Origin of the sequence: Motilibacter deserti (genome assembly GCF_011250635.1) — a bacterium.
Classification (GTDB): domain Bacteria; phylum Actinomycetota; class Actinomycetes; order Motilibacterales; family Motilibacteraceae; genus Motilibacter_A; species Motilibacter_A deserti.
In genome coordinates this window covers 1-13,419 of record NZ_JAANNP010000018.1, presented here as the reverse complement: position 1 = coordinate 13,419, position 13,419 = coordinate 1, and the positions used below count along the sequence as shown (strand labels likewise).

General features: G+C 73.3%; 11 protein-coding genes. 6 read left to right on the top strand and 5 right to left on the bottom strand.

What is annotated here, in order from left to right; genetic code table 11:
* Positions 1 to 43: 43 nt before the first annotated feature.
* From G9H71_RS15325 to G9H71_RS15315, 3 genes are read left to right on the top strand one after another with little or no spacing between them, the layout of a single operon-like run.
* A complete protein-coding gene (locus G9H71_RS15325) occupies positions 44 to 1,111 on the top strand; it encodes an iron-containing alcohol dehydrogenase family protein (RefSeq protein ID WP_166283375.1) in 1,068 nt (355 codons plus the stop codon).
* Complete coding sequence (locus G9H71_RS15320) at positions 1,089 to 1,862, top strand: CDP-alcohol phosphatidyltransferase family protein (RefSeq protein ID WP_166283373.1); 774 nt, start codon at positions 1,089 to 1,091, stop codon at positions 1,860 to 1,862. Before G9H71_RS15325 ends, G9H71_RS15320 begins: the two co-directional genes overlap by 23 nt.
* Positions 1,862 to 2,728, top strand: a complete 867-nt coding sequence (locus tag G9H71_RS15315; protein WP_166283371.1) for a glycosyltransferase family 2 protein — start codon at positions 1,862 to 1,864, stop codon at positions 2,726 to 2,728. Before G9H71_RS15320 ends, G9H71_RS15315 begins: the two co-directional genes overlap by 1 nt.
* A 56-nt stretch (positions 2,729 to 2,784) precedes the next feature.
* Here the strand turns inward: G9H71_RS15315 and G9H71_RS15310 are convergent, their stop codons facing one another.
* The 5 genes from G9H71_RS15310 to G9H71_RS15290 form a co-directional block, all read right to left on the bottom strand.
* Positions 2,785 to 3,264 (bottom strand): hypothetical protein, encoded by a 480-nt coding sequence (locus tag G9H71_RS15310; RefSeq protein WP_166283369.1) that lies wholly within the window; start codon positions 3,262 to 3,264, stop codon positions 2,785 to 2,787.
* 439 nt (positions 3,265 to 3,703) lie between these two features.
* Positions 3,704 to 5,941 carry a SpoIIE family protein phosphatase gene (locus tag G9H71_RS15305; RefSeq protein ID WP_331273033.1) on the bottom strand — a complete coding sequence of 746 codons (2,238 nt, stop codon included), beginning with the start codon at positions 5,939 to 5,941 and terminating at the stop codon, positions 3,704 to 3,706.
* Between the two features lie 132 nt (positions 5,942 to 6,073).
* Entirely contained in the window at positions 6,074 to 6,583 is a 510-nt protein-coding gene (locus G9H71_RS15300; protein WP_166283367.1) for a hypothetical protein, read from the bottom strand.
* Complete coding sequence (locus tag G9H71_RS15295) at positions 6,580 to 7,419, bottom strand: HoxN/HupN/NixA family nickel/cobalt transporter (RefSeq protein WP_166283365.1); 840 nt, start codon at positions 7,417 to 7,419, stop codon at positions 6,580 to 6,582. Before G9H71_RS15295 ends, G9H71_RS15300 begins: the two co-directional genes overlap by 4 nt.
* Positions 7,412 to 8,059, bottom strand: a complete 648-nt coding sequence (locus tag G9H71_RS15290) for a hypothetical protein (RefSeq protein ID WP_166283363.1) — start codon at positions 8,057 to 8,059, stop codon at positions 7,412 to 7,414. The genes G9H71_RS15295 and G9H71_RS15290 overlap by 8 nt, the downstream gene beginning before the upstream one ends.
* A 326-nt stretch (positions 8,060 to 8,385) precedes the next feature.
* Here G9H71_RS15290 and G9H71_RS15285 point away from each other — a divergent pair, with 326 nt between their 5' ends.
* The 3 genes from G9H71_RS15285 (at position 8,386) to G9H71_RS15275 (ending at position 13,244) form a co-directional block, all read left to right on the top strand.
* Positions 8,386 to 9,774 (top strand): purple acid phosphatase family protein, encoded by a 1,389-nt coding sequence (locus G9H71_RS15285; protein ID WP_166283361.1) that lies wholly within the window; start codon positions 8,386 to 8,388, stop codon positions 9,772 to 9,774.
* 181 nt (positions 9,775 to 9,955) lie between these two features.
* On the top strand, positions 9,956 to 12,040 hold the full coding sequence (pta, locus tag G9H71_RS15280; RefSeq protein ID WP_166283359.1) for a phosphate acetyltransferase: 2,085 nt from the start codon (positions 9,956 to 9,958) through the stop codon (positions 12,038 to 12,040).
* A 145-nt stretch (positions 12,041 to 12,185) separates the two neighbouring features.
* Positions 12,186 to 13,244: a DUF2382 domain-containing protein gene (locus G9H71_RS15275; protein ID WP_166283357.1), complete on the top strand. Its 1,059-nt coding sequence runs from the start codon at positions 12,186 to 12,188 to the stop codon at positions 13,242 to 13,244.
* Positions 13,245 to 13,419: the final 175 nt, after the last annotated feature.

Sequence of the window (13,419 nt, the reverse complement as noted above, 5' to 3'; positions counted from 1 at the left end):
CGGTATCGGCCCTGCCCAGGGGCAGAGCGGAAGGCGGGACCGGGTGCCGATTCTGGCCAGGATGTTGGGGGCGCCGGTCAGCGTCGACATCGGCAGCGGCGCCGTGGCGGGCCTCGCCCCGCTGCTGAGCGACCGCCGGATCTCCTCCGGCGGGCGCGTCGCGGTCGCAGTCGGCCCCGGCATCGGCGAGGAGGTCGCCGCCGCGCTCGAGTCGACGCTGTCGGCCTGCGACACCTTCGTGGTCACCGACGGCACCGTCGACGAGGCGTGGCGGCTGGTCGAGCAGGTCCGGCGCTCCTCGGGCGGCTCGTCCTACGACGCCCTCGTCGGCATCGGGGGCGGGCGCACCCTCGACGTCGCGAAGTACGCCGCGACGATGGCCGGCCTGCCGATGGTCGCCGTCGCCACCAGCCTCGCCCACGACGGGCTCGCCAGCCCCGTCGCGTCGCTCTCGCAGGCCGGGCGCAAGGCCTCGATCGGCGTGCAGATGCCCATCGCCGTCGTCGTCGACCTCGACTACGTCCGGCGCAGCCCGCTGCGGCTGCGCCGCTCCGGCGTCGGCGAGGCGGTCAGCAACCTGTCGGCCTGTGCCGACTGGGAGCTCGCCCGCGACGTCCGCGGCGAGCAGGTCGACGGGCTGGCCGCCATGCTCGCCCGCAACGCCGGTGAAGCGGTCCTGCACCATCCCGGCGGGCTCGACTCGGAGGGCTTCCTGCACTCGCTGGCCGAGTCGCTCGTCCTCAGCGGGCTGGCGATGACGTTCGCGGGCAGCAGCCGGCCGTGCAGCGGCGGCTGCCACGAGATCAGCCACGCCCTGGACCAGCTACAGCTCGGGGAGGGCACGCACGGCGAGCAGGCCGGGCTCGGCGCGCTGTTCGCCCTGTTCCTGCGCGACGACCCGCGCACCGCGCAGGTCGACGCGTGCTTCCGACGGCACGGCCTGCCGCGCGTCCCGTCCGATATCGGCATCAGCAAGGAGGGGTTCGCCCGCGCGGTCGAGCTCGCTCCCTCCACGCGGCCGGACCGCTACACCGTCCTCGAGCACCTGGCGATGGACGGCGACGACATCCGGAAGGCGGTCGCCGACTTTGTCGACGCCTTCGCTGACTGAGCTGCGCGCCACCTGCCAGCCGGAGTCGCTGGTCGGCCGCGTCAACGCCGAGCACTGGGCCGGCCGGCTCTACATGCGCCGGGTGTCGCTGCACGTCACCCAGCGGCTCGTCGTCACCCGCATTACGCCCGACCAGGTCACCTGGCTGATGATCGTCAGCGGCTGGCTGGCCGCACTGGCGCTCACGCTGCCCGGCGTGTGGGCCGCGCTCGCGGCCGTCGTGCTGATCCAGTCCCAGCTGCTCTTCGACTGCAGCGACGGCGAGGTCGCGCGCTGGCGCGGCATCTCCTCGGCCACAGGCGTCTACCTCGACCGCATCGGGCACTACACCACCGAGGCGGCGATGGCCGCGGCGCTGGGCGTGCGGGCGGCCGGCGGCTGGGGGTCGCTGGACGGCTGGACGATGTGGGGACTGGCGATCGCGGTGCTCGTGCTGCTCAACAAGTCCGAGACGGACCTGGTGCACGTCGCGCGCGCCTACGCCCGGCTCCCGCTCCTCGAGGACAAGGGGTCGACGCTGCGTGGCCGCTCGCTCTCGCTGCGCCGGGCGCTGCGCTTCGCGCCGTTCTTCCGCGCCTTCATCGCCGTGGAGCTGAGCTTCCTGGCGCTCGCCGCCGCGCTCGTCGATGCGTTCGCCGACGGCATTCCCGGCACCCGGGTGCTCGTCGCCGTCCTCGGCCCGCTCGCCGTGCTCACCGCCGCGGGGCACCTGCTGAGCGTGCTGCGCTCCTCCCGGCTGCGGGCGGCGTGATGGGCCCGCTGATCGGGTGCGTCGTCCTCACCCAGGGCAAGCGGCCGCTGGAGCTCAAGGAGGCCGTGGAGTCGCTGCTGCGCCAGACCGGCGTACGCCTCGACGTCCTCGTCGTCGGCAACGGCTGGGAGCCCGACGGGCTCCCGCCCGAGGTCCGCACACTGGCCCTGCCGCGCAACCTCGGCATCCCCGCGGGGCGCAACGCCGGCGGGCGTGCGGTCGAGGGCGAGCTCGTCGTGTTCCTCGACGACGACGCCAGCCTGCCCGACAGCGGGACGCTCGCCGAGGCGGTCGCGCGGTTCGAGGCCGACCCCGGGCTCGGCCTGGTGCAGTTCCACCCCGTCGACCCGGACGGGCTGCCCACGCCCCGGCGGTGGATCCCGCGGCTGCGCGTCGGGGACGAGGACCGCAGCAGCGATGTCTGCGCCGTCTGGGAGGGCGCGGTCATGTGCCGCCGCGAGGCCTTCGACCGCTCCGGCGGATGGCCCGAGGCGTTCTACTACATGCACGAGGGCATCGACTTCGCCTGGCGCACCTGGGACGCGGGCTTCTCCGTCCGCTACGACGGCGACCTCATCGCCTACCACTCGGCGCGCGTCGGCCCCGGCCGCCATCCCGGCTTCACCCGCTACAGCGTCCGCAACCGGGTGTGGATCGCGCGGCGCAACCTGCCCGCGCCGCTCGCCGTCGCGTACCTCGGGACGTGGTCGCTGCTCACGCTCGTGCGGCTGCGCTCCTTCCCAGAGCTGCGCGAGGTGCTGCGCGGCTACCTCGAGGGCTTCCGCGAGCCGGTCGTCGACCGGCGGCCGATGCACTGGGCGACGGCCTGGCGCATGACGCGCGCGGGCCGCCCGCCGATCGTCTGAGGGGCGAGGACGTCTAGACCTGAACGGCAGCCGCAAGGCCGCGTCGGCACGGGCGACTAGCGGGACAGGGCTTGGTGAGACCTGATGCTCAGCGGCTGCAGCCGTATCAGGACGTAGGAGGATCCGGGAGCCGTCGTGAAGTCCTTGAGCCCGGGCTCATCTACCCGGCCGTTGCCCACCGTCACCCGGACTTCCACCTCGTCACGAGCGCCGATCAGGCTTCGCGAAGGCGCAGGGCCCCCGGGACTCAGCGGGATCGAGTCCGGCGTCCACCCGGCCGTGGGCACGTCCACACCAGCTCGGTCCAGTACGCGCTGCACCTGGACCTGCAGACGGTCGATCGTCCCCGGCGCCTCGTAGAGCCGCGTCAGCCTCGGGTCCTGATGCATGAGGCCCACCTGGCCCGGCTCGTCGCTGCTGTCCACCAGCCCCCAACCCGCAGGGATGTCGATCGCCCGCGCGGCGAGGCGTGTGCGCTCGTGCTGGGAGCTCAACTCCCGCTCGCCGAGGGCGGCTCGCACGACGAGAGCGATCACGAAGAGCGAGGCTGCGCCGAGCAGGACGCCCAGGAGTACGAGAAAGGCCTTGGCGCGCGGCCGATCGCGGTGGGCTCTGCCTGCTGCGAGAGCGAGCGCCCTGTTGTCCTGATCGGAGGCGTGAGCCGGCACAGAACTCCACCTCCAGCCTGCGCTTCCACAGGCGCCTCGTCCCGCTGACTTTAGGGCGTCCGGCGATGCAAGGCCACGGCTCGGCGAACTACCTCTGCATTCTTCGCGATGTGCCGTTCGACTCGGGGATTCGCCGGGCTCGGTGCTTATGGCCCGTGCAAGCCCGGGTTCGCCCTGAGGGCGCCTTCGGGGCTTCTGTTGGTGCGCGACAGGTCCACGAGGGCTTCTGCCCCTCGACGAGCCTCGTGGGGAGGCATCGACGTCGCGGCCGAGGGCGATGGCCGATGCCGCAACGACACGACCGGCGTCAGAGGTGAAAGCCCGCCCGCGCCACCAGGAGTGTCGTGTCGTCACCCTCGCTGCCGGTGCCCGCCGCGAGCAGCGTGTCGGCCCACCCGTGCAGGTCCGCGCCGGGGCCGCCGGAGGCGGTGGCGCAGAGGCGGCCCACGCCGTCGTAGACCGACGCGTCGCGTCGCTCGACCAGCCCGTCGGAGTAGAGCACGAGGGCCGCGCCCGGCGGGAGGGGAACGGTCACGGCGGCCGAGCGGCCGAGCAGGCCGACGCCGAGCGGCGGGCGCGGCGGGACGTCGAGCGCGTGTGCCCCCTCCGGGTGGGCCAGCACGGGCGGCGGGTGGCCCGCGCAGGCGAGCTCGACGGTGCCCGCCGAGGGGTCCACCGCGGCCACGACGGCGGTCGCCATCTCGCCGTCGAGCAGGGCGTCGACCAGGTTGTCCAGCCGGTCCAGCGCCGCGGCCGGCCCGTGCCCGTCCAGCAGGTAGGCGCGCAGCGCGGTGCGGACCTGCGCCATCGCGGCGGCGGCCGCGACGCCGTGCCCCGCCACGTCGCCGACGACCAGCGCAATGCGCCCGTCGGCCAGCCGCAGCGCGTCCCACCAGTCGCCGCCGAGCTGGCCGCCCTGGGCGGGGGCGTAGCGGGCGGCGACCTCGAGCCCACGGAAGCGGGGCGCCTCGTGCAGGATGATCGCCCGCTGCAGCGCCTCGGCCATCACGATCTGCTCGCGCGACCGGCGGACGATCGCACTGGCGATGTGGGTGCGCAGCCCGTCCGCCGCGTCGAGCTGCCAGCGCTCCCACGGCAGGCTCCGGCCGCGGACCACCTCGCGCCACTTGTCGAACGACTTGCGCGGGCTGAGCCGGACGTCCGGCCCCTCGGCCGCGGCGAGCGCCTTGTTGTGGGGGTCGCCGCCCCAGTCGACCACGCGCTCCTGCTGCACCCGCGTGAAGAGCACCCACTCGTCGGGGCCGAGCCCGACCCGCAGCGCGCCGGCCGCACGCTCGCTGGCCCGCTCGAGATCCGGGTGCAGCGACGGCACGTTGTCCGTCGAGGCGAGCGCCGGGTCGTGCCGGGCCAGGATGCGCGCGATCTGCGCGACGGCGTCGACGTCCGGCGTCTCGCCGACGAGCAGCAGCCCGTCAGGTGTGGTGAGCGCGGCGCCGTCGGCCTCGACGAGCCCGAGGAGCAGCTCGCGGGCGTGGGCCAGGGCCTCGAGCGGCGCCCGGGTGTCGCGGGCGAGCGCCGACGCGATGTGCGTCAGCCGGGCCTGCGCGATCATCGCCATGACGCTGTCGTCCGCGCGCCGGCGCTCGGCGATCAGCCGCGAGGCGGTCTGGCCAAGGAACTCCGCCGCGGACCGGGCGTCGTAGGACGGGCGGTGCGGGCCGGAGTAGTGGTGGCACGCGACGAGCCCCCACAGCTGCCCGTCCTGCAGCAGCGAGACCGACATCGACGCCGTGACGCCCATGTTGGTGAGGTACTCGATGTGGATCGGGGAGACGCTGCGCAGCACCGCGTGCGAGAGGTCGAGCGGCTCGCTGCGCGAGGAGACCAGCGGGACGGGGCGGTAGCCCACGTCCGCGATGAGCCGCGTCCAGTTGACGGTGTAGAGCGCGCGGGCCTGGACGGGGATGTCCGTCGCCGGGTAGTGCAGGCCGAGGAACGCGTTCAGGTCGTCGCGCTTGTCCTCGGCGACGACCTCGCCGTTCCACTCCGCGTCGAACCGGTAGACCATCACGCGGTCGAAGCCGGTCAGCGACCGGATCTCGCGGGCGAGCGCGTCGCACAGCTCGGGCAGGCTCGACGTCTCCGTCAGCCGGGTCATCGCGGCGCGCGCCGCGCGGTAGGACACCGCCGAGACCCCGCTCGTCGCGTCCGCCGGCTCGAGCTCGACAACGACCAGCCCGTCGGAGCGGTGCATGACGATGTCGACCTCGGTGCCGGCGAGCGACCCGGGGCCCGCGGGCATCCGGACCCGGATCGGCTCCATGAGGTCCTCCGCGCTCGCGCGGCGGCGCAGGACGGGGGAGAGCGTGTCGCCGAGCACGGTGGCCGGCCGGGCGCCCACTACGTCGGCGGCGTCGATGCCGGCCAGGGCCCGGACGTTCTCCGACACGACGACCGTGGTCCGCGTCGCCTCGTCGACCGCCATCAGCAGGCCGTGCGGCTGGATCGACCCGGGGATGTGGATCGGCTCGCGGTCGCACGTCGTGAGGTCGACCGGGCCGTAGACGGGCTCGTAGGTCGTCACAGGCGTCGACCCACGAAGTCCCCGTGCATGACACCTCTCGAAGGGCAGGCCTGCCGTAGGCGCATACGCTACGCGAACTCGAACGCCCCCGTGGAGCCAGCTGTCGGCCCGTGTCCCGGCCGGCCGCGCAGGTCAGTCCCCGAGGTTCGTCTCGAGCTCGATGGCCGCGTACTCGTCGAGGCTCCCGGAGACGCGGATCACCACCCGCCCGTGGAGGAAGTGGTGCTCCCGGCGCAGCTCGCCGGCCGCCTGCCTGGCCGCGAGCTCGTCCAGCCGCCGCTGCGCGTCGGCGTCCAGCTCGAAGACCTCGACCGCCCCGCCCGCCGCGACGGGGTCCTCGTCGTCGGGCACCCGCGTGTCGCGGTACGCCGCCTTCGACTCGTAGCCCCCCGGCTCGCCCAGCAGCCCGTCGGGGTCGTCGTCGGCGTCGTACTCCTTCGCCAGCTCGACCGGCGCCCCGCCGTTGTGGAACATCTGCACGATCTTGCGCGCGTCCGACCACCGGGGGTCGATCCAGCCGGCGCCCTTGATGTCGCCCTGGCCGCTCGCCAGGTCCGCGTCGGCGCCGACCACCGTGCAGCCGGCCAGGAGCAGGCCGGCGAGCGCGCCGAGCAGGGCCGGAGCCTTGGCCGCCCGCCTCATGCCGCCACCGCCGCGGTGGCGCGGACGAGGTAGACGCAGCCACCGAGCAGCACGCCCAGCGCCGCGAGCGAGGGCAGGCGTACGGCCAGCGCCGCCGCCAGGCCGCCCGAGCGCCCGGCCTGCTGCAGCAGCGCCGAGCCGCGGATGCTCGCCGCTCCGACGGCGGTGAGGGTGAGCGCCATCCCCACGCCGAAGGCGAGGATGAGCGTCATCGCGTAGGGGACGCGGTTGGCCAGGATCCCGCTGACCAGGACCATGAACGCCGACGGCGACGGCAGCAGCCCGCCGGACAGGCCGAGCGCCACCAGCCCCTTGCGCGACCACGGGACCGTGCCGGCCGCAGGGGTGTGGGAGTGGCCGTGGGGGCCGTGGTCGTGGGTGTGGCCGGACTCGTGCGGGTGGTCGTGGGAGTGGCCGTGAGGGTGGGGATGGCCAGAGTCGTGGGTGTGGCCGGTGCCCGGCCGGCGGCGGGCCCGGAACCGGTGGCGGACCAGGAAGCCGCCGACCGCGACGAACACGACGCCCGCGGCCACCTGCAGCCACGAGGTCAGCTCGAGGGTCCCGACCGACGTGCCCTCCGACAGCGCGACCCAGCCGACCGCGAGGGCGAGCACGGAGGCGGTGTGCATCGCCGCGACGATCGCGCCGAGGGCCGCCGCGTGCCGGTAGCCGCCGGCCGACCCGACGAGGTACGCCGCCGTGATGCTCTTGCCGTGGCCGGGAGCCACCGCGTGCAACGCGCCGACGCCGAGGGCGATCGCGAGCACCACCCAGAGCGTCCCGGGGCTGTCGAACAGCCGCACCAGGCGGTCGTCGAGCGCAGTCAGGTCAGGCACGGGAAGCCTCTCGGGTACGCCGGCGGAGCAGGGGGAGGGCCACGGCCCCGACCGCCCCGACGGCGAGGATCCCGCCCGCCGTCAGCAGGCCGGGCAGCGGTGCCGACGAGCCGCCGGTGAAGGCGACGTCGTGGGAGGAGTCGGTGCTCGTGAAGAGGGTCTGCGGCACCCCGTCGCCCGAGGCGACGGTGCGGTAGTTCTCGTGCACGTCGTGCAGCGTGGTGATGTCCACCGTGACCGTCTCCACGTCGGCGGGGCAGTCCGCGACGACGACGATGCCGTCCTTCAGCAGGCTCGGGCGCGGTTCCACCGTGCCGGTGCAGTCCACGCCGTGCTGCCGGACCCGCACGTTGTCCAAGACGTACGCAGCAAACTTCGGCGAAGTGACGAGCCGCTGCTCGCCGGTGGTCGAGGTGTCGCCGGAGACGTCGTCGAACGCGTGCACCAGCTGGCCGATCGCCATCCAGTCGTCGGGCTCGGCGTGCAGCTCGAGCTCGACCGAGCTGCCCTGCGCGCTCAGCTTTGCGGTGAGCGGCGGGCCGAAGGGGTGTGCGGACGCGACGGCGGGAACGCCCACGACCAGGCCGGCCGCGGCCGCGGCGCAGAGGCCGAGGCGGCGTACGGGATGGCGGGCTGGCATCCGCTCTCTCCTTGTCCTACGCTTATTGCGAAGAAGTTGCAACAGGCCAGGGGTTGCCCGAACAGGTTGCACGAGGCAAGCTGATGGCCGCCTCGCTGTTGGCAGCGCCACGGTGGACGTCGGGTGCGAACGACGGGAAGCCCTGTCCTGTCGAGGAAGTGGCGCCAGGGTTAACGTCGCATGTCCGGCCCGCCGTCACCATCCCCCGAAGCGCCGTTCACCGTACGTCTGTTCGCACGTGGCCTTCCGTTCACGGCCTCCGCCTAGGACTGGGCGCGCCGCACTCGCGGCAATCGCTCTCCTAGACGAAGAGGACCAGAGCACTGATGAGCAGCAGCTCCCTGCGCTCGCGGGTTTACAACTCGCGCGCGGCCCGAGTCTCCGCGGTCGGCGTCGCCGCCGCGGCGCTCGCCGGCGGTGTGGTCACCACGGCGACCGGTGCGGCCCCCACGGCGTACCCGGCCAGCACGTACTACAAGGCCATCTCGGTCCCGGACCGCATCGTCATGAACCCGACGACGACGCCGGCGACCTCGCAGAGCGTCTCGTGGCGCTCGGACAACGCCGAGAACCCGGGCTTCGCGGAGATCGCCAAGGCGGCCGGCGGCCCGTCGTTCACGGCGACCCGGCTGACCGCCACGAAGAGCCCGACCGTCCAGGCCGACCTGGGCTACCCGGTCGTGTTCCACTCGGCGACGTTCACGGGCCTCGAGCCCGACACGATGTACACCTACCGCGTCGGCGACGGCGTCAACTGGTCCGAGTGGCTGCAGTTCAAGACGGCCGCCGCGACGGCCGAGCCGTTCTCCTTCATCTACTACGGCGACGCGCAGAACGGCATCAAGAACCACGCCTCGCGCGTGTTCCGCCAGGCCTTCCGCGACCGCAGCGAGGCCCAGCTCGTGGTCCACGCCGGTGACCTGGTGGACTCGGCGAACAGCGACTCCCAGTGGGGCGAGTGGTTCTACGCCGGCGGGTTCACCACCGGCATGATCAACCAGCTCGGCGTCCCCGGCAACCACGAGTACAGCGGTGGCCAGCTCGCGCGCTACTGGGACAAGCAGTTCGAGTTCCCGAAGAACGGCCCCGAGGCGTTCAACACCGTGGCGCCCGAGACCACGTACTACACGGACTACCAGGGCGTCCGCTTCATCGGCCTCAACACCAACCTCCAGGGCAACACCGCCTACATGGAGGCCACGGCGGCGTGGCTCGAGCAGGTCCTGCGCGACAACCCGAACGAGTGGGCGGTCGTCACCTACCACCACCCGGCGTTCTCCACGACCGGCACGCGCAACAACCCGAACGTCCGCAAGTACTGGCTGCCGATCTTCGAGAAGTACAACGTGGACCTGGTCCTGCAGGGCCACGACCACTCGTACGCCCGCGGCAACCTCGCCGTGAACCGCAAGAACGCCATCAACCAGCAGGGCACGGTCTACGTCGTCTCGGTCTCGGGCGAGAAGATGTACGAGCTCAACGGCGGCGTCAACTGGACGAGCAACGGCGCCGAGGTGACCAAGCAGCTGGAGGACAACCAGCTCTACCAGCTCATCGACGTCGACGGCGAGACCATGCGCTACGAGGCCCGCAAGGCCAACGGCGAGTGGCACGACGGCTTCGTGATCGAGAAGGACTTCGACCGCGACCGCAAGCGCGTCTACGACCTCGACGAGGACGGCAAGAAGGTCACCTCGGCCGCGGCCGCGAAGTGACCCAGGGCGGCGGCACCATCGCGTGACCGCCGCCACCGCGGGAAGGGCGTCGCACCGTCGGACCGACGGTGCGACGTTCTTCCCGTCTGCGGGGGACGTCCGCACGGCGCGCACCCCGGCGGGTGTGCGGCGTGCGCGGAGTGCGCAGGATAGGAGGGCATCCACCCGCAGGAGGACCCGCGTGGCCCAGAGCCTCTACCTGTTGTCCACCGGCCCGCGCTCGGGCAAGGCCGCCGTCGCGCTCGGCGTGCTCGAGCTGCTGGCGCGCCACGTCGACCGGCTGGCGGTGTTCCGGCCGCTCGTCGAGGACGGCGACCGGCCGGACGGCATCGCCGAGCTGCTGCGCACGCGCTACTCGCTCGCCCAGTCGCCCGAGGCCGGGGCGGGCGCGACGTACGAGGAAGCGGCCCTCTTGAGCGCCGGCGGCACCGGCCCGCTCGTCGAGCGGGTCATGGAGCGCTACGCCGCGCTGGCCGAGCGCGCCGACCTGGTCCTGTCCATCGGGTCGGACTACACGGGCCCGTCGCCGTCGACCGAGCTGGAGCTCAACGCCGTCCTCGCCGCCAACCTGGGCGCCCCCGTGATCACCCTGGTGCCCGCGCTCGGGCGCAGGCCGCACGAGGTCGCCGGCGACGCCGCGCAGGCTCTCGGTGTGCTGCGCGACAACGGGTGCATCCTCGTGGCCACCATCGTCAACCGAGCTGCGCCCGAGACCGCCGACGTGCTGCGCGAGCAGCAGCGGGTGTCCGCAGGGGACGCGCCGACGTACGTGCTGCCCGAGCTCCCGCTCCTGTCGGCGCCCACGGTCGAGGAGGTCTCCGCCCGGCTGCGCGCCGCGCACCTCAACGGGGACGCCGCGAGCCTGCAGCGCGAGGTCGAGTCCTTCGTCGTCGGCTCCGGCCACGTCGACGCCGTGCTGCCGCTGCTGCGCGACGGCACGCTCCTGGTGACGGCGGGGGACCGCACAGACCTGATCGTCACCGCTGCCGCGGCGGCCGCCAGCCCCGCACTGCCCACGCCGGCCGGGGTCCTGCTCACGCTCGGCGCGACGCCGAGCCCGCACATCGAGGAGCTGCTGCGCCCGTCGGGGCTCCCGGTGCTGATGACCGAGCCGGACACCTACGGCACGCTGCACGCCCTGGAGGGCCTGCGCGGGCACATCCACCCGACCAGCACGCGCAAGGTCGCCGCCGCGCTCGGCCTGTTCGCGGACAACGTCGACGCCGACGAGCTGGCCAGCCGCGTCCGGCTCACGCGCAGCGAGGCCGTCACGCCGCTGATGTTCTCCGCGCAGCTGCTCGAGCGCGCCCGCTCCGACCGGCGGCACATCGTGCTGCCCGAGGGCGACGACGACCGGGTCCTGCGCGCCGCCGAGGAGATCGTGCGCCGCGGCGTCGCGCGCATCACCCTGCTCGGCGACCCCGACGCGGTCGCCGCACGCGCCGGCCAGCTCGGCATCGACCTGCGCGGGGTCGAGGTGCTCGACCCGACGACATCGCCGCTGCGCAAGGAGTTCGCGGAGACGTACGCCGCCCTCCGCGCGCACAAGGGCGTCACGCTCGATGCGGCGTACGACGTCGTGGTGGACCCGTCGTACTTCGGCACGCTGCTCGTGCACGCCGGGATCGTCGACGGCATGGTCTCCGGGGCCGCGCACACGACCGCCGCGACGATCCGGCCGGCACTCGAGATCATCAAGACCGCGCCGGGCGTCTCGCTCGTCTCGAGCACGTTCCTCATGTGCCTGTCCGACCGTGTGCTCGCCTTCGCCGACTGTGCCGTGAACCCGGACCCGGGGCCGGAGCAGCTGGCCGAGATCGCCCTGTCGACCGCGCAGACGGCCGTCGCGTTCGGCATCGAGCCGCGCGTCGCGCTGGTGTCCTACTCGACGGGCACGTCGGGCAGCGGTGCCGACGTCGAGAAGGTCCGGCGCGCCGCCGAGCTCGTCGCAGAGCGGCGGCCCGACCTGCCGCTGGCCGGGCCGATCCAGTACGACGCCGCCGTGGACCCGGGCGTCGGTGCGACGAAGCTGCCGGGCAACCCGGTGTCCGGGCACGCCACGGTCCTCATCTTCCCGGACCTCAACACCGGCAACACGACCTACAAGGCCGTCCAGCGCGCGGCAGGCGCCATCGCGGTCGGCCCGGTGCTGCAAGGACTGCGCCGGCCGGTGAACGACCTCTCGCGCGGGTGCACGGTGCCCGACATCGTCCACACCGTCGCCATCACGGCCGTGCAGGCACAGGAGGAGGCGGCCGCCGGCTGAGGCCTCCGGTGTCGCCCGTACGAGCCGTCGGCAGCCCGTTTCCTGATCTTGGCGCCCGGGGAACCGGGAGGAAGGGGAACGCGCCGTGCGGGGCGGCGCCCCGGTCCCCGCCAGGACAGCGTCGACGACGGAGGGGCGAGAGAAGATGATCACTCAGGAGCAGGCGGGCAGCATGCTCGGCGGCACGCTCTACGGGTCCGACGGCGGCAAGATCGGCAAGATCGGCCAGGTCTTCGTCGACGACATGACCGGGCGCCCGGAGTGGGCCACCGTGCACACCGGGCTGTTCGGCACGCACGAGAGCTTCGTACCGCTCGCCGAGGCGGACCTGCAGGGCGGCGACGTCCACGTGCCGTTCGACAAGACGACGGTGAAGGACGCGCCGAGCGTCGACCCGCAGGAGGGGCACCTCTCCGAGGACCAGGAGGCCGAGCTCTACCGCTACTACGGGATGCCCAGGTCCGACGCCACCTCCGAGGGCATGACGGGCGGCACGGCCGGCGGTATGACGGGCGGTATGGCCGGCATCGGTGCGGGCGCCCGCGACGACGCGGCGGCGGGGGTCGGCAGCGACCGGGACACCTCGTTCCAGGGCTACTCGGGCGTGGCGGCGGACGAGGACATGACCCGGGACGACATGGCACGCGGTGACATGACGCGTACGGACATGGCGGCGACGGACTCGGCGATGTCCGGTTCGGCGATGTCGGGTTCGGCGATGTCCGATTCGGCGATGTCCGGTTCGGCGATGTCCGGTGCAGGTCGAGCCGGGGCGACGGACGACGCGATGACGCGGTCGGAGGAGCGGCTGCGCGCCGACACCGAGACGGTGAGCACGGGGCGCGCGCGGCTGCGCAAGTGGGTCGAGACCGAGCAGCAGCAGGTGACTGTGCCGGTCACGGAGGAGAAGGCGCGGCTCGTCAGCGAGCCCGTCACGGACGAGAACTACGACCGGGCGACGAGCGGCCCGGCGATCTCCGAGGCCGAGCACGAGGTGACGCTGCACGCCGAGCGCCCGGTCGTGTCCACCGAGACGGTCCCGGTCGAGCGCGTGCGGCTCGAGACCGAGGCCGAGACGCACGAGGAGACGGTGACCGGGGACGTGCGCAAGGAGCGCATCGACCTCGACGCCGGCCGCGAGGCCGACGTCACCACGCGCGGCGGCATGAGCGGGACCGACCCCGACGCCTCGCGCCGCCTCTGACCTCCACTCCCGCGGTGATCATGCACATATGGCGAGTTGCCCACAAGCCTTGGGCCTGGGGACAACTCGCCACATGTGCATGATCACCGCGGGGTGGGTGGGGGCGACGGGGAGTGGAACGCCGTCAGCGGCGTCGCGGTGAGGGCCAGGCCGGCGGCGCCGAGGGCGCCGGCGC